Source organism: Pseudomonas petroselini, from assembly GCF_045037875.1.
GTDB classification, from domain to species: Bacteria; Pseudomonadota; Gammaproteobacteria; order Pseudomonadales; family Pseudomonadaceae; genus Aquipseudomonas; species Aquipseudomonas petroselini.
This window is the reverse complement of record NZ_CP173614.1, coordinates 5,674,625-5,699,206: the sequence shown is the minus strand read 5'-3', so window position 1 is coordinate 5,699,206 and position 24,582 is coordinate 5,674,625. Positions and strand designations below refer to the sequence as shown.

At 61.5% G+C, this 24,582-nt stretch carries 22 protein-coding genes; 8 read left to right on the top strand and 14 right to left on the bottom strand.

Going from position 1 to position 24,582, the window contains the following annotated elements; translation table 11 throughout:
- Positions 1 to 94: 94 nt before the first annotated feature.
- The gene (locus tag ACI512_RS26270) at positions 95 to 2,821 is read left to right on the top strand and encodes a hypothetical protein (RefSeq protein ID WP_236378862.1); all 2,727 of its coding nucleotides are present in this window, start codon (positions 95 to 97) and stop codon (positions 2,819 to 2,821) included.
- Positions 2,822 to 2,883: 62 nt separating this feature from the next.
- On the opposite strand, the gene dsbG is transcribed toward ACI512_RS26270, so the two are convergent.
- Genes dsbG through dsbD form a run of 3 tightly spaced genes read right to left on the bottom strand, consistent with a single transcriptional unit; the run spans position 2,884 to position 6,199 of the window.
- Positions 2,884 to 3,645, bottom strand: a complete 762-nt coding sequence (gene dsbG, locus ACI512_RS26265; RefSeq protein ID WP_236378860.1) for a thiol:disulfide interchange protein DsbG — start codon at positions 3,643 to 3,645, stop codon at positions 2,884 to 2,886.
- The gene (locus ACI512_RS26260; protein WP_236378858.1) at positions 3,621 to 4,472 is read right to left on the bottom strand and encodes a TlpA disulfide reductase family protein; all 852 of its coding nucleotides are present in this window, start codon (positions 4,470 to 4,472) and stop codon (positions 3,621 to 3,623) included. Before ACI512_RS26260 ends, dsbG begins: the two co-directional genes overlap by 25 nt.
- Complete coding sequence (gene dsbD, locus ACI512_RS26255) at positions 4,472 to 6,199, bottom strand: protein-disulfide reductase DsbD (RefSeq protein WP_064052751.1); 1,728 nt, start codon at positions 6,197 to 6,199, stop codon at positions 4,472 to 4,474. Before dsbD ends, ACI512_RS26260 begins: the two co-directional genes overlap by 1 nt.
- A 162-nt stretch (positions 6,200 to 6,361) precedes the next feature.
- Here dsbD and ACI512_RS26250 point away from each other — a divergent pair, with 162 nt between their 5' ends.
- The 5 genes from ACI512_RS26250 (at position 6,362) to ACI512_RS26230 (ending at position 11,332) form a co-directional block, all read left to right on the top strand.
- Positions 6,362 to 7,042, top strand: coding sequence for a response regulator (locus ACI512_RS26250; RefSeq protein WP_015885142.1), 681 nt, complete (start codon positions 6,362 to 6,364; stop codon positions 7,040 to 7,042).
- Positions 7,039 to 8,361 carry an ATP-binding protein gene (locus ACI512_RS26245; protein ID WP_015885141.1) on the top strand — a complete coding sequence of 441 codons (1,323 nt, stop codon included), beginning with the start codon at positions 7,039 to 7,041 and terminating at the stop codon, positions 8,359 to 8,361. The genes ACI512_RS26250 and ACI512_RS26245 overlap by 4 nt, the downstream gene beginning before the upstream one ends.
- 124 nt (positions 8,362 to 8,485) lie before the next feature.
- Positions 8,486 to 9,253, top strand: a complete 768-nt coding sequence (locus ACI512_RS26240) for an N-acetylmuramoyl-L-alanine amidase (RefSeq protein ID WP_236378856.1) — start codon at positions 8,486 to 8,488, stop codon at positions 9,251 to 9,253.
- Positions 9,254 to 9,633: 380 nt separating this feature from the next.
- Positions 9,634 to 11,028 (top strand): aspartate aminotransferase family protein, encoded by a 1,395-nt coding sequence (locus ACI512_RS26235; protein ID WP_015885139.1) that lies wholly within the window; start codon positions 9,634 to 9,636, stop codon positions 11,026 to 11,028.
- Between the two features lie 82 nt (positions 11,029 to 11,110).
- Entirely contained in the window at positions 11,111 to 11,332 is a 222-nt protein-coding gene (locus tag ACI512_RS26230) for an MbtH family protein (RefSeq protein WP_015885138.1), read from the top strand.
- Between the two features lie 146 nt (positions 11,333 to 11,478).
- Here the strand turns inward: ACI512_RS26230 and ACI512_RS26225 are convergent, their stop codons facing one another.
- The 8 genes from ACI512_RS26225 to minC all read right to left on the bottom strand — a co-directional run bounded on the left by ACI512_RS26225 (position 11,479) and on the right by minC (position 19,564).
- Positions 11,479 to 12,816 carry an amidohydrolase gene (locus ACI512_RS26225; RefSeq protein ID WP_236378854.1) on the bottom strand — a complete coding sequence of 446 codons (1,338 nt, stop codon included), beginning with the start codon at positions 12,814 to 12,816 and terminating at the stop codon, positions 11,479 to 11,481.
- 17 nt (positions 12,817 to 12,833) lie between these two features.
- A complete protein-coding gene (locus tag ACI512_RS26220) occupies positions 12,834 to 14,999 on the bottom strand; it encodes a mechanosensitive ion channel family protein (protein WP_015885136.1) in 2,166 nt (721 codons plus the stop codon).
- Between the two features lie 52 nt (positions 15,000 to 15,051).
- Positions 15,052 to 15,228, bottom strand: coding sequence for a hypothetical protein (locus ACI512_RS26215; RefSeq protein WP_015885135.1), 177 nt, complete (start codon positions 15,226 to 15,228; stop codon positions 15,052 to 15,054).
- Between the two features lie 208 nt (positions 15,229 to 15,436).
- Positions 15,437 to 16,726, bottom strand: coding sequence for a M18 family aminopeptidase (locus ACI512_RS26210; protein ID WP_046036055.1), 1,290 nt, complete (start codon positions 16,724 to 16,726; stop codon positions 15,437 to 15,439).
- Between the two features lie 97 nt (positions 16,727 to 16,823).
- A complete protein-coding gene (locus ACI512_RS26205; protein WP_015885133.1) occupies positions 16,824 to 17,459 on the bottom strand; it encodes an RluA family pseudouridine synthase in 636 nt (211 codons plus the stop codon).
- A 96-nt stretch (positions 17,460 to 17,555) separates the two neighbouring features.
- On the bottom strand, positions 17,556 to 17,810 hold the full coding sequence (gene minE, locus ACI512_RS26200; protein WP_003175252.1) for a cell division topological specificity factor MinE: 255 nt from the start codon (positions 17,808 to 17,810) through the stop codon (positions 17,556 to 17,558).
- A gap of 3 nt (positions 17,811 to 17,813) precedes the next feature.
- Positions 17,814 to 18,626 carry a septum site-determining protein MinD gene (gene minD, locus ACI512_RS26195; RefSeq protein WP_017737535.1) on the bottom strand — a complete coding sequence of 271 codons (813 nt, stop codon included), beginning with the start codon at positions 18,624 to 18,626 and terminating at the stop codon, positions 17,814 to 17,816.
- Between the two features lie 200 nt (positions 18,627 to 18,826).
- Positions 18,827 to 19,564: a septum site-determining protein MinC gene (gene minC / locus ACI512_RS26190; RefSeq protein ID WP_015885132.1), complete on the bottom strand. Its 738-nt coding sequence runs from the start codon at positions 19,562 to 19,564 to the stop codon at positions 18,827 to 18,829.
- Positions 19,565 to 19,683: 119 nt separating this feature from the next.
- Here minC and ACI512_RS26185 point away from each other — a divergent pair, with 119 nt between their 5' ends.
- Both ACI512_RS26185 and ACI512_RS26180 read left to right on the top strand, forming a co-directional pair.
- On the top strand, positions 19,684 to 20,616 hold the full coding sequence (locus ACI512_RS26185) for a lipid A biosynthesis lauroyl acyltransferase (RefSeq protein ID WP_015885131.1): 933 nt from the start codon (positions 19,684 to 19,686) through the stop codon (positions 20,614 to 20,616).
- 85 nt (positions 20,617 to 20,701) lie between these two features.
- Positions 20,702 to 21,832 (top strand): patatin-like phospholipase family protein, encoded by a 1,131-nt coding sequence (locus ACI512_RS26180; protein ID WP_231808667.1) that lies wholly within the window; start codon positions 20,702 to 20,704, stop codon positions 21,830 to 21,832.
- Positions 21,833 to 21,880: 48 nt separating this feature from the next.
- Here the strand turns inward: ACI512_RS26180 and ACI512_RS26175 are convergent, their stop codons facing one another.
- From ACI512_RS26175 to ACI512_RS26165, 3 genes are read right to left on the bottom strand one after another with little or no spacing between them, the layout of a single operon-like run.
- Positions 21,881 to 22,666 (bottom strand): outer membrane protein OmpK, encoded by a 786-nt coding sequence (locus ACI512_RS26175; RefSeq protein WP_046036057.1) that lies wholly within the window; start codon positions 22,664 to 22,666, stop codon positions 21,881 to 21,883.
- A 23-nt stretch (positions 22,667 to 22,689) separates the two neighbouring features.
- A complete protein-coding gene (locus tag ACI512_RS26170; RefSeq protein WP_236378852.1) occupies positions 22,690 to 23,058 on the bottom strand; it encodes a hypothetical protein in 369 nt (122 codons plus the stop codon).
- 42 nt (positions 23,059 to 23,100) lie between these two features.
- On the bottom strand, positions 23,101 to 24,447 hold the full coding sequence (locus tag ACI512_RS26165; protein ID WP_236378849.1) for a nucleobase:cation symporter-2 family protein: 1,347 nt from the start codon (positions 24,445 to 24,447) through the stop codon (positions 23,101 to 23,103).
- Positions 24,448 to 24,582: the final 135 nt, after the last annotated feature.

The following is a 24,582-nucleotide window of genomic DNA, read 5'->3' as shown; positions in this document are numbered from 1 at the left end:
AGGCAAGGTTCCTGTTCCCTGCGTTAGATAACCGGAGTTCCCGGCCGCTCAGGCCCGCTTCGATCGTTATCTAACGTTGGACAGGAGTCTTATCGTGGCTAAAAAAACCATTCCTAAGCAAACTTCATCCACTCCACCCGTCAAACCGCCCCCCCGTCTGCCAAAAAAGCCTAAGGCGCAATTGCCCTTTCCGATTATCGCGTTCGCGGCGAATAACAGTGTGCTGTATCCCATCGATGCGATTGATGGGACGTGGGCCACGCTGACCCTGCCTAAGGGTGCGACTGACCGCAGATTTTTCATGGCTATCAAGGGCCAGGTCGAACCTGCATTCGATCCCGTCTTGGTTGATGACGATGAGGATGTAGTACCGATTGCCGCGCCGTCCCTCAGTTTGATGATCGGGCATACGGTACTGATGTGGTACACCGCGCGGGTAGAAGGGAAGGAGGAGACCTCCTTGGTGTTGGAACTGGAGGTTCAGCACATCAGGGAGGAACATCTCGCGGGGTCAAGACCGGAGTTTGTGCACGCTGAGTATGAGTGGAGCACGTGGTGGCTGTGGATGAGTGATTTCGAGGGCGATGAGACGATCACGATCGACGCCTGGCCGATGATCCAGCCTGGGCAGCGCTTGTTTGTTACCGTGGCCGGCGATCAGCATCAGGCGCCTTACCCCTTTATCTGGGTAGTCTATGACCATGTGGTGACGGAGGCCGAAGCGCATGCCGAGCATGTGTTTGAACTCGAACTGTCGCGCCGCTGGATGTCACAGCGCCAGGACTACTCGGCCCTGACGATCCACTTTGGGGTGATCTGGGACGGCACGGAGCCCGTGCCGCCGGATCCGGGAGATCCGCATCTGGAAAACCCATTGCCCACCAACGCCCAGGATTTCCACCTGCGCACTACCACGTTGTTGCGCGTTGACCCTGGGTTGGATTTACCGCCGCCGCATTTGCGTGAATCAACGGAGTGCACGCCAGGTCACTGGGTGCTCAACCCGGTCAACAGTGCTTCCGGTGGGCATGCGGACGTTACCTACGACTGGATAGCACCGGGAGACCACGTTTGCGCCTACGCATCCGGCCCGGGGCTGGAGACGCAGCCGCTTGGCTGCAAGGACGTGAAAAAGGGCGAAACCTCGCTGGCATTCGAGGTCGCGCCGTGGATTATCGCTGCGCTGTTCAACCAGACGTTAACGTTGACCTACACCGTGAGTTTCAACGGGAACGATCCGCAGCACTCCCCCGAACGTGTCATCAAGGTCCTTGAGCCTTTGCTGACCGTGCCGGAGATCGCAGAGGCAACGGGCGATACCTTGGACCTCAATAACTTCCGCGGTAACGCCACTGGCGTGGTGCCTTACTGTGACTACTTGGAGGCGGCAGAATGCTGCTGGATGTGGGTCAGCGGCACGCTTGAGGGCGGCGCTGCTTATCGGTTTGATGTGCTGGAGGATGAGCCACTTAAGCCAGAGTGGTTCCCCGATGGCGTTGAGACACCCATCTCCAGAGCGCAACTGCAGAAGCTGGCGGACTGCAGTGAGTTTACCCTGCATTTCGCGGCGAGCTTTAACCGGCGGTGCGAGCGTGCGACGGCCATCGAGTTCCCGTCGAGGACCTTCACGATCGTGCAGGAAGACCTGGTCCTGGTCGCACCGACCGTGCGCGAAGCCGTGGGTAACCAGCTGACGATTTACAACGGCAGAGAGGGCGTGACGGTGCGGGTGAAATATCCGAGCATCAGTGATCACCAGCAAATCAGCGTGTGCTGGAAACGGACAGACGGGACCTGCCTGCCCCTGGCCTCCCAGCCAGGTAATCATGCGCTGGGCCATGTGGACTTCAGCATCCCGCGTGAGGCGGTGATTGAGGCTGCCGGTGAAACGGTCACGATCAACTACACGGTAACGAGTGCGTGCAAACTTGCGACCTCCGAGGGGCTGGCGTTGCACATCAGCCTGCCGGTGCGTTTGCCCACGCCTGGGGTGCCACAGGCAACGCCGCCAGCGACCCAGGGCGGTATTTTGGACCTGCGTACCTTTGCAGGCGATGCCTGCATCACCGTGCAAAAATGGTGGTTCATCCTGTTAGGGCAGGTGGGGTGGCTTGAGTGCCGGGGCACCCAGGAAGATGGCTCTTCCTACACCATTCATGTGATGGTCAACCAGCCGATCAACGCGAATGATCTGGCCAATGGGTTATCACGCGTGCTCAAACGCGATGAGTTGAACAAACTGCGCAACAGGACGCCGTTGGACGTCGTATTCAAGTGCACCACAAAGGTCGGCGGCCATGCCGGGAACGCGGTCGAGTTTCCACTCTTGCACTTGGCGTTTCGTAAGGCGTTTTACGACTACACGGATTTTGATCCGGACGGTAAAGGTTGGAACGGCTGGCAAAGAGGCTTGGGTGCCGCCTCCCCGGCTGATTTGGTACATGAGCATGAAGCGGGGCTGCCTCCAGGGCCGAACCCGGTACATTTCCTGAAGGACTGGGGGTATACCGACACGAGGGATCCTGCTACCCAGAGTGAGAAAATGTACAAGGTGTTCAATGAACTTGAACAAGGGCGTACTTACACGTTCAGGGCCAGAGTTCGTGACAGTTACGGCTTTGCTTATAAACCCCGCTTGGTACTGCTGGCGAACGGAACTGAGATTAGCCCGATTGTAGAGCCGGGCCTTGCTTGGCAATTCATCGAGGGAGTGTTCACCGCCAGGTCAACCTCAAATCGGCTCAGTTTTGATAATCGCCGAATGGGGATTGCGCCCGGCAATGATTACGACGTTGAGTCGTTTCTCATAGAGGAGGTCTGATCAGATAACGCGGAAGGAATCAGGACAGGCCTCCATTTTAGGGAGGCCTTTTCTTTGCAGGCTTATTTAGGCCCGAGGATCTTCACCAACTTATCCGGCGAAGGCGCCCCCTGCTGTTGCTGCAAGCCACCCTTTTCATCCAGATAGAAAATCGCCGGCGTCGCCGACAATTCCAGTTCATCCATCAACTTCATATTGGCATCGAGCTTGGCCTCGATATCCGCCGGGATCTTGGCCAACGCCTGCAACTTGCTGCCCTTGCCGGCGGCTTCGTGTTCTTCCAGGGCTTTCTGCGGGTCTTTGGCCGCGAACAGCGCGGCGGATTTGCCTGGGCTGTCTTCGCGGATGATGCCGACCATGATGTGGCGCAATTGCACCTTGCCGGCTTTCACCCAAGGACGGGCTTGTTCCCAGAACATATTGCAGTAAGGGCAGTTGGGGTCGCTGAACAAGTAGACGATGCGTGGGGCTTTAACGTCGCCGTCCTGGATCCAGCTGCTTTTTTCCATCTTGGCCCAGACTTCCTTGGCCATCGGTGCGTACACCAGTTTTTCCAGCGGTGCGCTGCTGAGGTCATTGCCCTGGGCGTCGTACAGGTTGCCGGCGATCACGCTTTTGCCGTCGGCGGTCAGGTACAGGGCCATGCCCCGGTTCTGGTATTGGGCGGCGTAGCCGGTGAGGCCGCTGGGGGCGTCGAATGTGCCGAGGATCCTGGCGCCTTTGGCCTCGATCTGTTTGATCGGTGCCGGCCAGTCGTCGGCCTGGGCCAGGGTGGCGGCAAGCGTCAGCGGCAGCAGGGTCAGCAGGTGGCGGAGGCGGGGCATGTCGGTTTCCTTGTGGCGGCAGGAGCGGTGTCGAAGGGTTCCATGGCACGGGCCAGGCTGGCCTGGGACAGTTCGCCCAGGTGGCTGTTGATCAGGCGTCCATCGGCGCGGTAGAACAAGGTGGTGGGCAGGGCCATTGAGCCCACGGCCTGGCCGAGGCGGCCGCTGGCGTCGAACAGCACGTTGTCGAGGGTCAGGCCTTGGGTGGCGAGGAAGGTGCTGACGCTTTGCATGCTTTCGGCCTGGTTGACGAACAGGAAGGTCACGTCGGGTCGTTGATGCTGGGCGCGTTCGAGTACCGGCATTTCGCGGCGGCACGGCGGGCACCAGGTGGCCCACAGGTTGATCACCAGCGGGCCACCCTTGTAGTCGGCCAGTTGCACCACGTCGCCATTGGCATTGCGCAAGGTGATGTCCGGCAGTTGCGAGCCTTTGTCATACAGGCTCAGGGACACGCTGGTCATGCCCCAGAACACCAGGCCGGTGATTACGCCGGCACTCATCGGCTTGCGCAGCGCCGGGCGCCGCCAACCGTAGGCCAGTGCGCCCAGGACCAGCGCGATCACGCCGGGCCAGGCGAGAAAACCGCCGTCGCGCAGGTCGACCATCTGCAGCCAGTCGTAGCTGTAGTCGCTCCAGTACATCAGCACAAAACTGACGCGGGCGACCAGCATGCCCAGCAGGAACAGGCTGAACAGCACCGATTCCGGGTTTTCACCGCCACGCTTGGCCACGCGCCAGCCCACCAGGGTGGCGATAATCAGCGCACTGATCAGCAGGATGTGATTCAGGGCGATGGCGAAGGTGCCGATGGTCAGGGTCAGCATCAGAGGGCGTCCCGGGTTTGCGTCCAACGTTGCAGGAAAGTGGCGGCATCCACTTCGCCGGTGATGCGGTGGGCGCGGCGTTCTTCACCGTCCGGGCCGATCCACACAAAGCTCGGTGGGCCTGGGACTTTGTAGCGGCCGAGCAGCTCGCGGCTGGCGGCGTTGTCAGCGGTGACGTCCAGGCGCAGCAGGCGCACGTCCTTCAGGGCGTCGAGTACTTCAGGTTTGCCGAATACCTGTTTTTCCATGATCTTGCATGCCACGCACCAGTCGGCGTAATAGTCGACCAGCACCCACTGGCCTTGGGCCTTGGCGCTGTCGAGTTGGCGTTGTAGCACGGCCGGGTCGTTGAGGGTCATGAAGGCGTCGTGGGCGGTGGGAGCGGCGGCGGCCCGCGAGCCGCTGTAGACCTTCAGCGGTTGCCACAGGTCATCGCTGCCCCCCGCGGCGCCCACCACCAGCACGGCGCCCCACAGGCCCAGCACCAGGGAGCCGGCGCCGAACACTTTGGCGGCCAGGCCGTACTCGCGGGCCAGGGTCCAGCCGCTGTAGGCCATCACCAGCGCGAGTGCGCCCCATAAACCGATCCACAGGTTTTCGCCGACCACCGGGCGAATCATCCACACAGCGGTGCCGAGGAACAGGAAGCCGAAGATACCCTTGAGCACGTTCATCCAGGTGCCGGGTTTGGGCACGAAGCGATTGCCCACGGTCACCAGCAGCAACAGCGGAATACCCATGCCGATGCCCATGTAGAACAGAATCAAGCCCCCGTGCAGTGCATTGCCGCTTTGCGCGATATACAGCAGCACGCCCGCCAGTGGCGCGGTCATGCAGGGGCCGACCAGCAGGCCGGACAGCGCGCCGAGTACGCCCGCGCCCATCAGGCTGCCGCCGCTTTGCTGGCGGCTGACGTTGTCCAGGCGGTCACGCAGGAACGCCGGCAGTTGCAGTTCGAAGAAGCCGAACATCGGCAGGGCCAGTATCACAAACAACGCGGCGAAACTGCCGAGGATCCAGGGGGTTTGCAACAGCGCGGCGAGGTTGCTGCCAAGCAACGCGGCCAATACACCCAGCGCGGCATACACCAGCGCCATGCACACCACGTAGCTGCTGGCCAAGGCGAAGCCGCGACGCGGGCTGGCCCCACTGCCCACCACCAGACCGGCCAGGATCGGCAGCATCGGCAACGAGCAGGGGGCAAACGCCAACAACAGGCCAAGGCCGAAGAACACCAACAAGCTCCAACCCAGGCTGCGTTGTTGCAGGCCGCTGGCCAGGCTCTGGTCCTGGGCTTGGGCGGTAGCGGCGACTGCCGGGTTGCCGCCCAGGTCCACGGTGATCGACTGCGGTGGGTAGCACAGGCCCGCATCGGCGCAGCCCTGCCAGCCCAGCTTGACCTGGCCGGTGACCCCTGCCGGAATCTTCACTTCCAGGCCCTGGCGATACACTTGCTGCTCGCCGAAGAACTCATCGCTATGGGCTTCGCCCTGGGGCAGCGTCGGTTTTTCGGCGAGACCGTCGAATTTCATGCGTTGTTGGTACAGGTAATAACCGTCGGCAATCTGCCAATACAGCTGGGTCTCACCACTTTCAAGACGTTCGGAGGTAAAGGTGAAGGCCTTGCCCACCGGGAGGAAATCGGGTTTGGTCTCAAACGGGTTGCCCGGCGAGGCCTGGGCGAACCCCGCGAAAAAAACCAGCAGGAAGGTAAACAGATACCGCATCGTCAAGCCTTAGTTCGTTGCAAGTAGGCACACAATGTGTGGCGTTGATTAACCGATGATTAACCCAGGCTATTCTAGAGGGAGTGTGGATCGTTTAGCGGCATAATCTGCGCTTAATCCGCTGCACTTTTAATCACCCCCATCTTTCATGAAGGGTTCACCATGCACGTACTGGTCTGTGAAGACGACGAACTGATCGCCAGCGGCATTGTGGCCGGCCTCACCGCCCAGGGTTTTACCGTCGAGCGCGTGGCCACGGCGGGCGCTGCACGCGCGATGCTCAAGGCGGCCACCTTCGACATCATGGTGCTTGACCTCGGCCTGCCGGATGAAGACGGCCTCAAGCTGTTGCAGCAGCAGCGCAGCCAGGGCCTGGAAATCCCGGTGCTGATCCTGACCGCACGGGACTCGGTGACCAACCGCGTCGACGGCCTGCAGGCCGGCGCCGACGACTACCTGCTCAAGCCCTTCGACCTGCGTGAACTCGCCGCGCGCCTGCAAACCCTGTTGCGTCGGGTGGCGGGGCGCAGCGTCAACCTGATCGAGCATGGCCGCCTGGCCTACAACCCCAGCAGCCGCGAAACGTTCCTGGGCGGCCAGCCGGTGGACCTGTCGCGCCGCGAACAGGCGCTGCTGCAAGCCCTGCTGCACAACAAAGGTCGGGTGCTGTCCAGCGAGCAGCTCAAGGACAGCGTCTACGGCTTCAACGACGAATTGGAAAGCAACGCCCTCAACGTGCATATCCACCACCTGCGGCGCAAATTGGGCAATGGCATCGTCGAGACCGTGCGCGGCCTCGGGTACCGCCTGGGCCCGGCTGACGGGGGCGAGGACGCATCGTGAAAAGCCTGCGCCTGCGCCTGACGTTCAAGCTGGGCGCCGCTTTTGTGTTGATCTGGGCCCTGGCGGCGGCGTGGATGCTCAACGATCTGCGCAACCAGATGATGTTCTCCCTCGACCAGCGCCTGGTGGCGTCGGCGCGCATGGTGGCAGGCCTGACCGAGCAGATGCCGGGGCTGGCCAGTGTGAGCGGCGGTGCGCATTTCAGCGCCGAACAGCTGCACGTACCCGGCGGCATGGCCTGTCAGGTCAGCTCCTTGCGTGGCGAAGTCCTGGCGCGCAGCCATACCACTCCGGAGGAGGGGCTGGAGTCGCGCAAGAGCGGTTTCCGGGACCAGGTCATCGATGGCGTGGGCTGGCGCAGTTTTACCTTGTCCCGTGGCGATCTGTTGATCACCACCGCCGACCGCCAAGTGGAACGTGAGGCGCTGAACCTGTCGATCCTGCTGGCGGCGTCGGTGCCGGTGGGCGTGGCGATGCTGGGCTGCCTGTGCCTGCTGTGGCTGGGTATCGGCCAGAGCCTGCTGCCGCTCAATCGCATGCGTGACGCCTTGATGCGCCGCAGTGCCGACTCCCTGGAGCCGCTGCAGATCCACCCGTTGCCCAGCGAACTCAAGCCGCTGCTCGACACCCAGAACCAACTGTTGCAACGCATCGCCAAGACCATCGAACGCGAACGCCGCCTGACCGGCGACGCTGCCCACGAACTGCGCAGCCCGCTGACGGCGATCAAGACCCACCTGCAAGTGGCGCGCATGACCGAAGGCGCGGCTCGCGACCAGTCCCTGGCCCATGCCGAGGAGGGCGCCGACCGCCTGCACCGGACCCTTGAGCAATTGCTGTTACTGGCACGGGTGGAAGGCAGCCTGTCCTTCGACGATGGGTTGCAGTCGAGTGCCGAGGAAGTGGCGCGGTTGGCCATTCAGGATGCGAACGCCGGCGACAACTCGCGCATTGACCTGATTCTGCCGGATAACCTTTCCGGCGCCCCGGTGGAAATGCCGGTGGGCCTGGCGGTCGCCGCCTTGCGCAACCTGTTGGACAACGCTTTGCGCCACACACCGGCGGACACCCGGGTGGAGCTCAGTGTGTTCACCTCTGCCGATAACGTGGTGTTCCGCGTGCGTGACCACGGCAAGCAGATCTCCACCGAGGACCTGCAATACCTGACCCAACGCTTCTGGCGCAATGGCAACAGCGAAGGCTGCGGCCTGGGCCTGGCGATCGTGCAAGCGATTGTGCAGCGCTGTTCTTGCTCCTTGAAGTTCGACAGCCAGCCCGACGGCCTGCGCGTCGATTTGGGCATGCCGCTGCGGCGCTGATCACTTTTCTCTCACGTGCCAAATAGTTACCGCCCTCCTGGGGTTCAAATCTTCAGGATGGCGGTAATTTTTTTGCGCTTGAACGGGCTGAACGACTCGGCCTGTATTGAAAAGGACGGTTCTTATGTTGGTCATCGATACCAGTTTCCCAGCCAAAGGCTTTAACGACCGTAACGGCGAGCCGGTGCGGCAGGTGATCCTGCATTACACCGCCGCACCTTTTGGCTCCTCCCTGCGCACCCTGACTCAGGATGGGGTCAGTGCGCACTACTTGCTGCCCGACCCTGATGAGCCCAGTTACCGGGCTGCTGGCTATGAAGAGTTGCGTGTCTTTCGCCTGGTGGAGGAAGGCAAGCGTGCCTGGCATGCCGGTGTGAGCCATTGGGCGGGCCGCGATAACCTCAATAGCCGCTCGATTGGCATCGAGATCGTCAACCTGGCGCGGGATGACGGCGGGGCGTTTACGTTTCCGGCCTACGGGGAGGAACAAATCGAGGTGTTGATTGCGCTGGTTCGCGACGTTCTTGGGCGTTACCCGCAGATCGGCCCCACCGACATCCTCGGGCACTCGGACGTGGCGTACGGGCGCAAGAGCGATCCGGGGCCTCGGCTGCCGTGGCAGTGTTTGCATGAGGTGGGGGTCGGGGCCTGGTTTGATGAGGCGACGCGGGCCATGTACCAGCGACGGTTTTGCCTTGGGTTACCGCCCGAGGTCGAGGTGGAGCGGGCGTTTCAGCGTTATGGGTATGCGCCGGCAAAGAATCGGCAGGCATTCGAGCAGAGGACGCGGGCGTTTCAGATGCACTTTCGGCCGCGGGATTATTGTGGGTTCCTGGATGCGGAGACTTGCGCGATTTTGTATGCGCTGAATGAAAAATACCTTGGGTTATGAAGCTTGGCGCGGTTCAAATGTGTGGGCTTGCTCGCGAAAGCGGCCTAACAGCTGACCTGGATGTTGGATCAGACAGGGTACATATCCGTTATTTGGGTAACGGCTGCTATGGGTTCCGCTCTTACAGCGGGTTCAAAAGCCAAAGCGCGGCGGCCTTAGAGCCGACCGGGTTCTTGCTGCTGATCTCGGTCAAATGTGGGAGCGAGCAGGCCCATTCCCATACTTGGCTCCTCATCCATCAGTTAAAGATCGGTGGTGACTAAATCCCTCCCCTGCTGGTGCGTTTCCAGAACAGGAAATCCGTGCGCATGCCCCCTTGGGCCAGACGCCAGCGGATCGGCAGTTTGGTCACCATCATCAGCGTATTGAGGGATCGAGAAATGTCAGTCGCTACCAGCCGTATCGAAGACGCCCAGGTGCATGAAACGCTCTACCAGTTCGACGAAAACCCGCTGCTCGCCCGTCAGCGCCAGCAGGAGTCCAACGCCCGCAGCTACCCTCGGCGCATTCCCTTGGCGCTCAAGCGCGCCAAGGGTATTTACGTGGAAGACGTGGAGGGCCGCAGTTTCATCGACTGCCTGGCCGGCGCCGGCACCCTCGCGTTGGGGCATAACCACCCGGTGGTGATCGAGGCGATCCAGCAAGTGCTGGCCGATGAACTGCCGTTGCATACGCTGGACCTGACTACGCCGGTCAAGGATCAGTTCGTGCAGGACTTGTTCGGCCTGTTGCCGCCAGCGTTGGCGCGCGAAGCGAAAATCCAGTTCTGTGGCCCCACCGGCACCGATGCGGTGGAAGCCGCGTTGAAGCTGGTGCGCACTGCCACCGGGCGTAGCACAGTGTTGTCCTTCCAGGGCGGTTACCACGGCATGAGCCAAGGCGCCTTGAGCCTGATGGGCAGCCTGGGGCCGAAGAAACCCTTGGGCGCGTTGCTCAGCAATGGCGTGCAATTCTTGCCGTACCCCTACGACTACCGTTGCCCGTTCGGCTTGGGCGGCGCGGAAGGGGTGCGCGTCAACCTGCACTACCTGGAAAACCTGCTGAATGACCCAGAGGCTGGCGTTTTGCTGCCGGCGGCGGTGATTGTCGAAGTGGTGCAGGGCGAGGGCGGTGTGATTCCGGCTGACCTGGACTGGCTGCGCGGTCTGCGCCGCATCACCGAACAGGCAGGTGTGGCGTTGATCGTCGATGAGATCCAGAGCGGTTTCGGTCGCACCGGCAAGATGTTTGCCTTCGAACACGCCGGCATCATCCCGGATGTGGTGGTGATGTCCAAGGCCATCGGCGGCAGCCTGCCGTTGGCGGTGGTGGTGTACCGCGACTGGCTCGACACTTGGCTGCCGGGCGCACACGCTGGGACCTTCCGTGGCAACCAGATGGCGATGGCGGCGGGTTCGGCGGTGATGCGCTACCTCAAGGACCACGACCTGGCCGGCCACGCGGCGGCCATGGGCGAGCGCCTGGGTGAACACCTGCGCATCCTGCAGCGCGACTTCCCGCACCTGGGGGATATTCGCGGCCGTGGGCTGATGCTCGGCGTGGAACTGGTAGACCCCAATGGCCCGCCAGACATCCAGGGCCACCCGCCCGTGCATCGCCAATTGGCGCCGCTGGTGCAGCGCGAATGCCTCAAGCGCGGGCTGATCCTGGAACTGGGCGGCCGTCATGGCAGCGTCGTGCGTTTCTTGCCGCCGTTGGTGATCACCGCCACCGAAGTGGACCGCGTGGCGGATATCTTCGGACGTGCGTTGGCGGCGGCGGTTGCGAGCCTCTAATTTTTTTGCAACGTGGTACGTTTCTACAGGTATCAGTGCTGCGCGCGTTGCGCAGCCAGCCTTTCAGCGATGGAGAACAGCAATGACCTCAGTATTTGACCGCGACGACATCCTGTTTCAGGTAGTGGTCAACCATGAAGAACAGTATTCCATCTGGCCCGACTATAAGGCTGTGCCGGAAGGCTGGCGCACCGTGGGCAAGAGCGGCATGAAGAAAGAGTGCCTGGCGTACATCGAAGAGGTCTGGACCGATATGCGTCCGTTGAGCCTGCGCCAGAAGATGGACGGCGCCGCGCTGGGTTGAAGAGGGTGCGCTTACTGTGGTGAGCGGGCTTGTCCCGCGCTGGGCTGCGCAGCAGCCCCAAAGAAGCCGGGAGCGCTTCGCACTCCAGCGCGAGCAAGCTCGCTCACTACAATGACCCTGTTAACCGCAAGAACGCATTTCGGCGGTTACTGGGTGTAGAGGTAATCCGTCGCCAACGACGCCAGCGTCCGCACGCCCACCACCAACGCCGACTCATCCACAAAGAACCCCGGATTGTGGTTCGGCGCTGCCTTGCTCATGTCCTGATCCCTCGGTGTCACCCCCAGGAACACAAACAGCCCCGGCGCCTCCTTGGCATAAAACGAGAAGTCTTCCGCGCCGCCCACCAGTGGGCCCTGCACCACGTCATCCTTGGCCGCCCAGCGCAGGCTCGGCAGCATTTTCTCGGTCAATGCCGGGTTGTTGATGGTGGGGTCGTACTTCTCGATGATGGTGACTTCGGCCTTGGCGCCACCGCTTTCGGCGATTTTTTCCACGGTCTGCCGTACGTCCGCGTGCAGCTTCTGACGGATGCCGTAGTCATAGGAGCGAATGGTGCCGGTCATGTCCACCGACTCAGGGATGATGTTGTAGCGCGTGCCACCGTTGATGGTGCCAATGCTCACCACCGAGGGGAACGAGGAAATGTCGGTGCGGCGGCTGACCACGGTCTGCAAGCCAACGATGGTCTGCGCACCCACGGTGATCGGGTCGATGCCGTCCCAAGGGCGACCGGCGTGGGTCTGTTTGCCGAGGATCTTGATACGCAAATCATCCGAGCTGGCCAGGGTCGGTCCCGGGCGGTAGGCAATCTGGCCGGCGGGCACACCGGCCCACACATGCAGGCCGAATACCGCGTCCGGCTTGGGCGCTTTCATCACGCCTTCCTGCACCATCATTTTGGCGCCCCAGGTATTTTTGCCGTCGGGAATGAAATCACTCGGGCCTTCCTCGGCCGGTTGGAAGTAGAACACCACGGTGCCGGGCAGGCGCTCGCGCATGCCGGTCAGGATCTTCGCCGTGCTCAGCAGGATGGCGACATGGGCGTCGTGCCCGCAGGCGTGCATCACGTCGACTTCCTTGCCCAGGTAGGTGCCCTTGGCGTTGGAGGCGAAGGGCAGGTCGGCGACTTCCTTCACCGGTAGCGCATCCATGTCGGCACGCAGGGCCACGGTCGGGCCGGGCAGGGCGCCTTTCAGCACGGCGACCACACCGGTGCGGGCTACGCCGGTCTTGACCTCAAGGCCGAGGTCGCGCAGTTGTTTGGCGACCAACTCGGCCGTACGGGTTTCAGTGTTGCCCAGTTCAGGGTGGGCGTGAAGGTCGCGTCGGGTTTCCAGCAACGCCGGTTCAAGCGCTTTTGCCTGGGCGGCGATTTCCTCCCGGGCACTGTCCTGGCCGCTGCTGGCGGCAATCACGGCACTGCTGGCAACGCCGCACAGCGCGCCGAAAACCCACGTGTGTGTCAGACCGGTTAAACGCATAAGGACCTCTCCTGAGTTTATTGTTGTTGATCTTTCTCCTGCACCGTGCCGGCGGTCACCACCTGCACACTCAAGCGCGGCGTGGCCAGGTCCAGCCCGGCTTCGTCCAGATGACGCTTGAGCGACAGGTTGAACGCCCGCGACACTTCCCATTGCTTGATCGGCGCGGTCTTGAACCGTGCGCGCAGGATCGCGCTGCCCGACTCGAAACTTTCGACCCCCTGTATCTCCAGCGGCGACCAGATATTGCGGCGTTGCAGCGGGTCGTTGCGCATTTTCTGACCGACATCGCGCATCAGCTTGATGGCATCGTCAATTTCCATGTTGTAGGGGATCGCCACCCGGAAGATCGCGTAGCCGAACTCCCGCGAGTAGTTCTTGATGCTCTTGATTTCGCTGAACGGGATGGTGTGCACGATGCCGTCGATGTCGCGCAGGCGTACGGTGCGGATGGTCAAGCCTTCTACCGTCCCCAGGTGGCCGCCCACATCCACGTAGTCATCGATGGCCAGGGAGTCTTCGATGATGATGAACAGGCCGGTGATCAAGTCCGCCACCAGCGACTGCGCGCCGAAACCAATGGCCAGGCCGATCACACCGGCACCCGCCAACAGTGGCGTGACGTTCATGCCCATGTTCGCCAGGGCGACAATCGCGGCGATGATAAAGATGGTCACGAACAGCACGTTGCGGATCAACGGCATCATGGTCTGCGCTCGTGCGTTGGCCAGGCCTTTGCGCGAGCGGGTGAGGGCGTGGTGGATCGCCGTGTCGCTGAGGATCCAGATCAGCCAGGCGAACAGCAAGGTGCCGCCCAGGCCGAACAGCTTGACGCTGATTTCGTGGCCATCGCCTTCGGTAAAGCGAATCAGCGACAGGCCCCACACCCGCAGGCCCAATTCGATAAACACCAGCCACACCACCAGGTGGGCCAGGGTGTAGACGAAGCTTTTCAGGCGCTCGGAGTACAGCGCGTGGCGCTTGTGCCCACGTTGCGGCTTAAGGGCGTGACGGCGGACCAGGCCGTTGATGACCATGCACAGCACCAGCAACACGGTGCACAACAGCGACTGGCGCAAGGCGGTGCTGGTATCGCCGGCAGAGACAAAGGTGGCGAACAGCGAAATGCCCACCAGCAGCAATGCGGGGATGTACCAGAAGGAGCCGATGATTTCGATGGTGTCGCTGAGGGCCCTGCGGGTCAGGCGACGGGACAGCGGCTGGTTGCGGATCAGGTGGGCGATGGGCCGGCGGAAACGCAGGATAAACACACCGGTCGACAGCGCTGCCATCACATTGGCGATCGTCGCGGCGGTGTGTGACAGGTGCTGGCCCAGAGCCAGGACGAGGCGCGGGTCGCTCAAGGCCTCACCGAAGGCGGCAAAGCTGCCGATCCACCACAGGGGGCGGAACGCTTGGTGACGCAGGATGTACAGCGCGCGATGGCGATGCGGGCCGTCGAGCACCGAAAAGGCAATCACGCAGATGGCAGAGAAGCAGGTACCGACCACCAGCGCGTAGGCCAAGACCATCGCCAGGGATTTGCCCAGGGACGAGGGCAGGGCGTAGCTCAGGTAGACCGTGATCACCAGGGCGATCAGCCATGGGCCGAGCTTGCGCAGCGCGAAGCGCACCATGTCCCAGGTACGTGGGTGTTGCGGCAATTCTTCGGGCAGGCCGAAGCGTTCGCGGACGCGGTGGCTGAGCCAGATCAGCGCGGCGGCGAGCAGGCTCCACACCGCCAGGATCAGGGCAAACCCGAAAATGATCGGCAGCCATTCGTTGGCCGGCAGCATCAGCGCACTGAGTTCTTCCTTGGCCAGGTCGACTTCGTTGGACCAACGCCCCACCGGGCTGTCTTCGCCGGAGAACTGCTGCTCAAAGCCCGACAGCGTACTGCCGATGAGCCCCAGTACGCCTTGCTCGGCGGCGGGCTGGGCTTTTTGCGTGGCGGCGCGCAGCTTTTTCAGGTCGCTCAGCAACTGAGTGCGCTGCTGGTCGTTTTCCAGGGTCTTGATCACCTCGTCCAACGACTGCCCCAGCGGCACGTCGGCCTGGGGCTGGGTTTTGCTGTTGTTACCCAATAGGCCGGGCAGGCCCACGGCTTGGGCAGGCGTGAGCGGCAGCAGGGTGAGCAGGGCAATCAGGCAATAGCAGGGCAGGGCAAACAGACGGGAAAGCACGAGGCGGTCAACCTTGAAAACGACGGGTTGAGCGAGTGTACGAGTGCAATCGTCATTCGGCCAGTTTGGCGAGGATCTTGTACACCACGGTGCCCAGGATCAGCAGCATGCCGACCCACATGCCGAACACGCCGACAGGCTTGTCACGAAAGTTGAAGCCTACAGCCAACAGGATCATGCCGATCAGAATCGGGATAAGCATGGCGTGGAAGGAGGACATGGAGATCATGGTGCGACGGCCTTGTCGGAGTGGGAATACTGACAAGTCTAGGTCGGATTGCAGAAAGTGCAGGTGATGCAGGTCAGGTGTACGCAGATCTAATGTGGGAGGGGGCTTGCCCCCGATTGCAGAGGGTCAGACTACAAATAGAGTCACTGATCCGCCGCCATCGGGGGCAAGCCCCCTCCCACATTTTTGACCGAGTCAGCCCACATTATCAGGGCAAGTCGTGGCTCGCGTAGAACGCGCCCAGCACTTTCACCAAATGCGCCAAGTCATGGCTGCCGCACAGCTCGCGAATGGAGTGCATGGCAAATGTCGGCAGGCCGATGTCCACGGTGCGCACGCCCAGGTGGCTGGCGGTGATCGGGCCGATGGTCGAACCGCAGCCCATGTCGCTGCGCACCACGAAGCTCTGCACCGGTACTTCCTGGGCCATGCACAGGTGGCGGAAGAACCCGGCGGTTTCGCTGTTGGTGGCGTAGCGCTGGTTGCTGTTGACCTTGATCACCGGGCCGGCGTTGAGCTTGGGACCGTGGTTGGCGTCGTGCTTCTCGGCGTAGTTCGGGTGCACGCCGTGGGCGTTGTCCGCAGACACCAACAGGGATTTCTGAATGGTACGTACGAACTCATCACCTTCCGGCAGCAGACGGCGCAGGGTCTGTTCAAGCATCGGGCCATCGGCACCGCAGGCTGAGCAGGAGCCCACCTCTTCGTGGTCGTTGCAGACCAGCACGCAGGTTTCATCGGTCTCGCTGGTGAGCAAAGCTTGTAGGCCGGCATAGCACGACAGCAGGTTATCCAGGCGCGCGCCGGCGATGAAGTCGCCGTTCAGGCCGATGACCGCAGCGCTTTGGGTGTCGTAGAAGCTCAACTCATAGTCGAGCACCACGTCGGCGTTCAGCCCATGCTCACGCGCCAGTTGATCGGTGAGCACGGCGCGGAAGTCCACGCGCTCATCACCGGCAAACTGCGCGAGGATCGGCGGCAGCTCGGTCTGGGCATTGATCGCCCAGCCCTGGTTGGCTTCACGGTTCAGGTGAATGGCCAGGTTGGGGATGATGGCGATGGGCAATTTGAAGTCGATCAGTTGGCTCTCGACCTTGCCGTCGCGGCGGAACGTCACGCGGCCGGCCAGGGACAGGTCGCGGTCGAACCACGGTGCCAGCAGCGCGCCGCCGTAGACTTCCACGCCCAACTGCCAGAAACCCTGGCGCTGCAGCTCCGGCTGCGGCTTGACGCGCAGGCACGGGCTGTCGGTGTGGGCGCCGACCAGGCGGATACCGCCTTGCAGCGGCGAGTGGCGGCCGAGCTTGAAGGCGATGATCGAGGAGTCGTTACGGGTCACGTAATAGCGCCCGTTGGCCTCGGTGGTCCAGGTCTCGCGCTCGTCGAGACGCTGATAGCCGGCCGCTTCCAGGCGCTGGGCCAGGGCAGCAGTGGCATGAAAAGGAGTAGGGGAGGCCTTGAGGAAGTCGATCAGGCCTTGATTCAACGCTTCGCGCATAAATAGCTCCAGACAGCAATGCGCGGAGTTTACCGTTCGAGGGTGAGAAGTGCACAGAACAAATGTGGGAGGGGGAAAGCCCCCTCCCACAACCGCTTTAAAATGGCGCTGGGCACTCGAAGCGCAGGCGCTCGCCGCTTTGCGGGTGAGTGAAGCTCAGCATGCTCGCATGCAGGCACAGGCGCGGCCACGCAGCCAGGGCCTGTTCATGGGCATACAGGCCATCACCCAACAGCGGATGACCGATGGACAGCATGTGCACGCGCAGCTGGTGCGAGCGCCCGGTGATCGGCGTCAGCTCGACGCGGCACCAGTCACCACAGCGTTCCAGCACCTTCCAGAAGGTCAGTGCATGCTTGCCGAACTCATGGTCGACCACGTGGCGTGGCTTGGTGGGCGGGTCGTAGCGCAGAGGCAGGTCGATGCTGCCGCTGTCCAGTTCCGGCTGGCCCCAGGCCAAGGCGGTGTAGGCCTTTTCGGTTTCTCGGTCGTGAAACTGGCGAGACAGTTCGCGGTGTGTATCGGCGTCCCGCGCCAGCAGGATGATGCCCGAGGTTTCCCAGTCCAGGCGATGGACGATGCGGGCTTCGGGGTAGCCGTTCTCCTGCAGGCGGGTGATCAGGCAGTCCTTGTTGTCGTCGGCGCGGCCAGGCACCGAGAGCAGCAGGGTGGGCTTGTTCACCACCAGGACGGCAGCGTCCTGATAGAGGATATGAATGTTGGACAGCGGCATTAAACAGCCTCGTAACAAACGCCAACGGCGGCTCGCCCACCCGGTCCGCAAAAAGGGATCAGGGTGAACGAGCCGCCGTGGCGGCCGCCTGTTCGATCAACGATCAGGCAGGGTGATATTGAGTTCCAGAATCGAGCAGCTGCCGTCATTTTCCAGGGCGACATGCACGTCATCGTTGCCGATATTGACGTATTTGCGGATCACCTCGACCAGTTCCTTCTGCAAGGCTGGCAGGTAGTCCGGCGTGCTGCGTTGGCCGCGTTCGTGCGCCACGATGATCTGTAGACGCTCTTTCGCTACCGACGCGGTACTTGGCTTTTTGTTGGCGCGAAAGAAGTCGAGAAATTTCATTGTTTAGTTGCCTCCAAAGATACGCTCGAAGAATCCCTTCTTCTTAACATCGAGGAAGCGATGTTCCACGGTCTTGCCCAGCAAGCGATCAACCGCATCGCTGTACGCCTGGCCGGCGTCGCTCTGGTCGTCAAGAATGACTGGAACGCCTTGGTTGGAAGCCTTCAGGACGGCCTGGGATTCCGGGATCACACCCAGCAGGGTCACGGCGAGGATGTCCTTCACGTCTTCAACGCCCAGCATTTCGCCGTTGCTGACGCGCTCAGGGTTGTAGCGGGTGAGCAGCAGGTGCTCCTTGATCGGGTCTTCGCCTTTCTCGGCGCGCTGGGACTTGCTGGCCAGCAGGCCGAGCATGCGGTCCGAGTCACGTACCGAGGAGACTTCCGGGTTGGTCACCACGATGGCTTCATCGGCGAAGTACATCGCCAGGTGAGCACCGGTTTCGATACCGGCCGGGGAGTCGCAGACTACGTATTCGAAGGTTTCCTTCAGCTCAGCCAGGACTTTGCCTACGCCTTCTTTGGTCAGCGCGTCTTTGTCACGGGTCTGGCTGGCGGCCAATACGTACAGGTTCTCAAGGCGCTTGTCCTTGATCAGGGCCTGTTGCAGGTTGGCTTCACCGTTGACCACGTTGACGAAGTCATACACCACGCGGCGTTCGCAGCCCATGATCAGGTCGAGGTTACGCAAGCCGACGTCGAAGTCGACGATAACTGTCTTGTGGCCGCGCAGAGCGAGACCGGTACCGATAGCGGCGCTGGTGGTGGTCTTACCCACACCACCCTTGCCGGATGTAACCACGAGAATCTTGGCCAAGGTGTTTCACCCCTAAGGAAAAAGGACTTTTGAGTCCCTGAAAAACATCTCTTGAAACTCGCTGCAGGCGGACAGTCTTTGTAGGAAAAAGATGGGGTTTCCCGAGGAAAAACGCCACTTTCAATTATTCCTACGCAAGTCTTGCCGGTTTCGCTGTGCTATCAGAGTCTAGAGATGCTTGGAAAATGCGGCAGTATCCGTTAAAGACGGATGATGTTCAACACATCGCCCGACAGGTTGACCTGCACCGAAGCCCCCCACAGCGGGTCGCGACGCAAATCTTCTGAAACCTTGTACTGGCCCGCGATGGACACTAGCTCAGCGGTCAACTGCTGGCAAAAAATACGGGCCTTGGTATCACCCTTGATGCCGGCGAGGGCACGTCCGCGCATCGGGCCGTATACATGGATGTTGCCATCGGCAAGAAGTTCCGCCCCCGGGCTGACCGAGGAGATCACGACAAGGTCGCCACCCTGGGCATAAATCTGCTGCCCACCACGTACGGGCGAGGTGATGATCTTTGTCGGCTTGATCGTCGGCTCGGGTGGTTTTTCCGGTTTTTTCTTCTCTTCACCGACCAATGGTTCAAGCGGTCGCTCACGCGCGCCGGACGGTGGCAGTACTGGCAGTTCAATGGCGATGGCGGCGGCAATGTCTTCAATTCGACTGGCGCGGATGGCCAGGGTACGCAGGCCATGGGAGCGGCACACGCGCATCAGCCCAGGCAAGTCGATCACCCCTTGGCCGGCGGGCAGTTTGTCCAAGGCCAGCACCAGCGGGGCGTTGTTGAAGAAATTCGGCGCCAGGGCGACCTTGGCGGCGAGCTGGCGGTCCAGGGCATCGAGGTCGTTGCGGGCAAGTTCCAGCACGGTGATGGCGAGCATGCTGCCTTTCAGCTGGAACACGGGATCTTGGTCTAGCGGTTCGGTTTGGCTCATGGTCGGCAAAAGCGGCTTGTCACGAAAAGTGTCGAGACTTATAACGAGAACACTCACCCGCCGCAAGCCGAGTCGAACCGTTGTAGAATGCGCGGCCCTTGTCTTTACCGGAATCTGTAATGGATCGCCCGCGTTTTCGAGCTGTATTTTTTCACCCGCGTTTTTGGCTGTTATGGCTGGGGCTCGGCCTGCTGTGGCTGGTTACCCAACTGCCGTACCGCGCCCTGCTGACCATTGGTCGCCTGCTGGGTGCCGGCATGTACCGCGTGGCCGGCGAACGTCGCCGCATCGCCGCGCGCAACCTGGAACTGTGCTTTCCGGAAAAATCCGCCAAAGAGCGTAAACGGTTGCTCAAGGAAAACTTTGCCTCCACCGGCATCGCGTTCTTTGAAATGGCCATGAGCTGGTGGTGGTCACGTCAGCGCCTGGCGCGCCTGGCCCACGTCGAAGGCCTGGAACACCTCAAGCAGGCTCAATTGGACGGCAAGGGCGTGATCCTCATGGCGCTGCACTTCACCACCCTGGAAATCGGCGCAGCGCTGCTGGGGCAGAAGCACACCATTGATGGCATGTACCGCGAGCACGGCAACCCGCTGTTCGACTTTGTCCAGCGCCGTGGCCGCGAGCGTCACAACCTCGATTCCCTGGCCGTGGAGCGTGAAGACGTGCGTGGCATGCTCAAGCTGCTGCGCGCCGGCCGCGCCATCTGGTACGCACCGGACCAGGACTACGGCGCCAAGCAAAGTATCTTCGTGCCGCTGTTCGGCATCCAGGCGGCGACCGTGACCGCCACCAGCAAGTTCGCCCGCCTGGGCAAGGCGCTGGTGGTGCCGTTCACCCAGGAGCGCTTGGCTGATGGCAGCGGCTACCGCCTGGTGATCCACCCGCCGTTGACCGATTTCCCCGGTGAAAGCGACGAAGTTGACTGCCTGCGTATCAACCAGTGGGTCGAAGCTTCGGTACGTGAATGCCCCGAGCAATACCTGTGGACCCATCGCCGCTTCAAGAGCCGGCCACCGGGTGAAGCCAAACTGTACGAAAAACGCCGCTGATTAAGATGGATAAGTACTGCACGTGTGGCGAGGGAGCAAGCTCCCTCGCCACAAAGACAGACCTTTCCCTACATGGAGTGACGCAATGCGCCCAGCTGAACCGGTTACTGGCTTGATTCTTTCCGGCGGCGGGGCGCGAGCGGCGTATCAGGTAGGGGTATTGGCGGCCATTGCCGAGCTGTTGCCGCCAGGGGCACCCAATCCTTTCCCGGTGATCGTCGGCACCTCGGCTGGCGCGATCAATGCTGTGACCCTGGCCAGTGGCGCCATGGACTTTACCGCGGCCATCCAACGCCTGACCGCGTTCTGGCAGGGCTTTCGCAGCCATCTGGTGCTGCGCAGCGATTGGCCGGGGGTGATTCGCCAGGCGGGCCGCTTTTTCATCCATAGCCTGCTGGGCATCGGCGCTCAGGTGCCGGTGGCACTGCTCAACAGCTCGCCGCTGCGCGACCTGTTGCAGGAGCGCTTGAACCTCGACGGCATCGACGAGGCTATCCGCCACAAACACTTGCACGCAGTGGCGGTGACGGCCTTCGGTTATGAGTCCGGGCAAGCGGTGACCTTCTACCAGGGCGGCGGCACCATCGACGCCTGGTTGCGCCACCGCCGCATCGGCGTGCCGACCCAACTGACGGTGGAGCACCTGCTGGCCAGCTCGGCGATCCCTTTGCTGTTTGCCCCGGTGAAACTCGACCAGGAGTATTTCGGCGATGGCGCCGTGCGGCAGTCGGCGCCGATCAGCCCGGCCTTGCACCTGGGGGCCAGTCGCGTGCTGGTGGTGGGGGTCAGTGGCAACCCGCGTGGCATTGAGCCGGTGACGCAACGCACCTACACCGGCCAGGAACCGACCCTGGCGCAGATCGGTGGGCACATGCTCAACAGTACGTTCATTGATAGCCTGGAAAGCGATATCGAATTGCTGGAGCGCTTGAACCAGTTCAGCCATGCCTCGCCTGGGGTGGCGGCGGTGGAAGTGCTGGTGATTGCGCCCAGCCAGCCCATCGACGAAATCGCGGCACGGCATCGCCAGGAATTGCCGGCGGCGTTGCGGTTGTTTTTGCGCGGGCCGGGGGCGACCAAGACGAGTGGGGCGGGGGTGTTGAGTTACTTGTTGTTCGAGGCGGGGTATTGCAGCGAGTTGATTGAGTTGGGGCGGCGGGATGCGTTGGCCAAGCGCGAAGAAATCACTCGGTTCCTCGGTTTGAAACAGGACTAAATGTGGGAGGAGGCAAGCCCCCTCCCGCATTAGATCTGCAGTGTTCTGTCAGAAGTGGTACTTGACCAGGAAACTCGCCGTGTCCTGGTTGGTCTTGAACGCGCCGGAATCTTCGATCCCGTACTTGTTCTTCCAGTAGTCGTACTCAAAGCCCACATACAACTGCTTGTCGCCCCAATGCAGCGCTTTACCCAGGTCATATTTGACCTGTGGGTTGAAGTGCAGGTTGGCGTGGTAAGTGCCACGGGCGTTCTTGTCGTTGTCCGTCACCCAGTCCATGAAACCATCGATCAGCACATCGGAGTTGCCGACCGGAATCGTGTACGACCAGACCGGGGTGATCTGCCAAACGCCGTCACCCGGGCGATTGCCTTCGGTCTGGCGCTGGTAGAAGTTCAACTGGAAGTAATCGAAACCGGGGATGTTCAAGTCAAAGCCGGGGCCGACCAGATACGACTCGTTATCGCCTTCGCCGAACTCGTAAGTCAGTGCCAGCAGCACATCTTTGATCGGGCCGAAGGACAAGTCTTTGTCCAGGATTTTGCCGAATGATAGCCGCGGGCTGATTTCGCCGTAATACGTACTTGGGCCGACGTTGCCGTCTTCCTTGCCGTTGTAAAAGATGCGGTCGACAAAGAGGAAGTTGTCGCCGTACTTCCAGGCATCGGCATGTTCGAACGTGACGGTTTGCTGGATCTGCGGGTTGACGGTAAAGCTCTTGCCCCACAGATAAGTCAGGCTGTTGTTCTGCCACTGCAACAGGTCACCGGCCACGGCTTGGCCACCGGCCAGCAGGGATCCCGCCAGCATCAGGCCTTGGAACATAGGTTTCATTCGGTTGCTCCCGAGTTAAAGTTTTATGGTTTTTCTTCTACACAGGCGCTCTGGTGTGACGCCTTTGGCTTCGCTGCAAAAATCGTCTGTTTGGTCAGCTTTAGTGCTTTTAGCAAGAGCTGCGCCAAGGTGTTTAAAAAGCCAAAAAATCCCCGTCGGCTGCATCGGATGCAGTCGAATTCAGAGGACGTTTGCGCACGTTGGCCGCAGACATAAGGCCGGGATAAGTTGGCCTTGCAGTCAGCTTTTACATTCGCTGTTTTTTTTTGAGTTGATTCGAGCGGGCGCGGAGAATACTGGCTCCAAAGCTTGGGCTCAAGTGCGCTGTAACAGCGCGCGTGGGGCGAGAATGGGGCACGGCTTGTGGCCGGCCCCAGGTGAAGGGTGTGCATGTGAGTGTTCCCTGTCTTGTTATTGTTTTACTAACAAAGGAATCAATGCGTGTGAGCAACGGCAGGTCGTTCAGCGCCGCCGAGAATGTTGAACAGGATATTCAGCGACAACGCGCTGAGGGTGGCCATGGCGATGCCGCTGTGGGTAATCGGGCTCATCCACAACGGCAGCTGCGCGAAGAACTCCGGGCGCACCACTGGGATCAGGCCCATGCCGATGCTCACCGCCACTAACAATTGGTTGCGACGGTCGGCGATGTCGGCTTCCTGGAGGATCTTGATCCCGGTGGCCGCCACCATCCCGAACATGGCAATCGCCGCGCCCCCCAGTACCGCCGGTGGAATCGATGCCACCAGGTAGGCGGCCTTGGGCAGCAGGCTGAGTACGATCAGAAATGCGCCGGCCATCATCGTCACCGAGCGGCAACGCACGCCGGTCATCTGCACCAGGCCGATGTTCTGGGCGAACGAGGAGTGGGTGAAGGTATTGAAGAAGCCGGCAAAGAACGACGCACCGGCATCACACAGCAGGCCGCGACGGAGCATCTTTGGCGTGACGTCCTGGCCGGTGATCTTGCCCAGCGCGAGGAACATCCCAGTGGACTCGACAAAGATGATCACCACCACCAGGCACATCGACAGGATCGGCGCCAACTCGAACTTGGGCATGCCGAAGTGCAGCGGCGTCACCACTTGCACCCACGGCGCTTGGGCCAGGCCGCTCAGGTCGACCATGCCGATAGCCCCGCACAAGGCGTAGCCCAGGCCCATGCCGATCAGCACCGAGATATTCACCCAGAATCCGCGCATGAAGCGGTTGATCAGCAGGATGGTGGCCAGTACCAACGCGGCAATTGCCAGGTAGATGGGTGAGCCAAACGTCGCAGCGGCACTGCCGCCACCGGCCCAGTTCACGGCCACCGGAAACAGCGACAGGCCGATCGCAGTGATCACCGTGCCGGTCACCAACGGTGGGAAAAAGCGTACGACCTTGGACATGAACGGCGCGATCAACAGGCCAAAGAACCCGGCGGCGATGGTTGCGCCGAAGATCCCCTGCAAGCCGATACCCGGCATGCCGGCCATGGCGACCATGCTGCCGACGGCGGCAAAACTGGCGCCCATCATCACCGGCATGCGAATGCCCACCGGACCGATGCCGAACGACTGCACCAGGGTGGCGATGCCGGCCACCAGCAGGTCGGCGTTGATCAGAAAGGCGATTTCTTCACGACTCAGGCCGGCGGCCTGGCCAATAATCAGGGGCACGGCGACGGCGCCGCCGTACATCAGCAAGACGTGTTGCAGGCCTACCAGAATCAGTTGCAAGAGGGGCAGCCGCACCATGGCGGGCGCGGCAGGAATCTGCGGTTCGACTAACTCGGTCATGCAACACCTCGGATCTTTTTATTGTTGTGTTGTTCGGCATTCAATTGCCGGGTGTAACTCAATCTTCAAAACACCGGAGACCCTTGTGGGAGGTGGCTTGCCCCCGATTGCAGTTGTTCAGTCACTGATGCGTTG

What these genes read in the sequence shown, in the direction of transcription:
- ACI512_RS26260 (WP_236378858.1), bottom strand. Translation starts at nt 4,472, where the DNA reads ATGCTGACCCTGACCATCGGCACCTTCGCCATCGCCCTGAATCACATC.
- ACI512_RS26215 (WP_015885135.1), bottom strand. Translation starts at nt 15,228, where the DNA reads ATGATCTCCATGTCCTCCTTCCACGCCATGCTTATCCCGATTCTGATC.
- ACI512_RS26235 (WP_015885139.1), top strand. Translation starts at nt 9,634, where the DNA reads ATGTCAGTCGCTACCAGCCGTATCGAAGACGCCCAGGTGCATGAAACG.
- ACI512_RS26230 (WP_015885138.1), top strand. Translation starts at nt 11,111, where the DNA reads ATGACCTCAGTATTTGACCGCGACGACATCCTGTTTCAGGTAGTGGTC.
- minE (WP_003175252.1), bottom strand. Translation starts at nt 17,810, where the DNA reads ATGAAATTTCTCGACTTCTTTCGCGCCAACAAAAAGCCAAGTACCGCG.
- ACI512_RS26205 (WP_015885133.1), bottom strand. Translation starts at nt 17,459, where the DNA reads ATGCCGCTGTCCAACATTCATATCCTCTATCAGGACGCTGCCGTCCTG.
- ACI512_RS26180 (WP_231808667.1), top strand. Translation starts at nt 20,702, where the DNA reads ATGCGCCCAGCTGAACCGGTTACTGGCTTGATTCTTTCCGGCGGCGGG.
- ACI512_RS26250 (WP_015885142.1), top strand. Translation starts at nt 6,362, where the DNA reads ATGCACGTACTGGTCTGTGAAGACGACGAACTGATCGCCAGCGGCATT.
- dsbD (WP_064052751.1), bottom strand. Translation starts at nt 6,199, where the DNA reads ATGCGGTATCTGTTTACCTTCCTGCTGGTTTTTTTCGCGGGGTTCGCC.
- ACI512_RS26240 (WP_236378856.1), top strand. Translation starts at nt 8,486, where the DNA reads ATGTTGGTCATCGATACCAGTTTCCCAGCCAAAGGCTTTAACGACCGT.
- ACI512_RS26170 (WP_236378852.1), bottom strand. Translation starts at nt 23,058, where the DNA reads ATGCACACCCTTCACCTGGGGCCGGCCACAAGCCGTGCCCCATTCTCG.
- minC (WP_015885132.1), bottom strand. Translation starts at nt 19,564, where the DNA reads ATGAGCCAAACCGAACCGCTAGACCAAGATCCCGTGTTCCAGCTGAAA.
- ACI512_RS26175 (WP_046036057.1), bottom strand. Translation starts at nt 22,666, where the DNA reads ATGAAACCTATGTTCCAAGGCCTGATGCTGGCGGGATCCCTGCTGGCC.
- ACI512_RS26225 (WP_236378854.1), bottom strand. Translation starts at nt 12,816, where the DNA reads ATGCGTTTAACCGGTCTGACACACACGTGGGTTTTCGGCGCGCTGTGC.
- ACI512_RS26210 (WP_046036055.1), bottom strand. Translation starts at nt 16,726, where the DNA reads ATGCGCGAAGCGTTGAATCAAGGCCTGATCGACTTCCTCAAGGCCTCC.
- ACI512_RS26165 (WP_236378849.1), bottom strand. Translation starts at nt 24,447, where the DNA reads ATGACCGAGTTAGTCGAACCGCAGATTCCTGCCGCGCCCGCCATGGTG.
- ACI512_RS26185 (WP_015885131.1), top strand. Translation starts at nt 19,684, where the DNA reads ATGGATCGCCCGCGTTTTCGAGCTGTATTTTTTCACCCGCGTTTTTGG.
- dsbG (WP_236378860.1), bottom strand. Translation starts at nt 3,645, where the DNA reads ATGCCCCGCCTCCGCCACCTGCTGACCCTGCTGCCGCTGACGCTTGCC.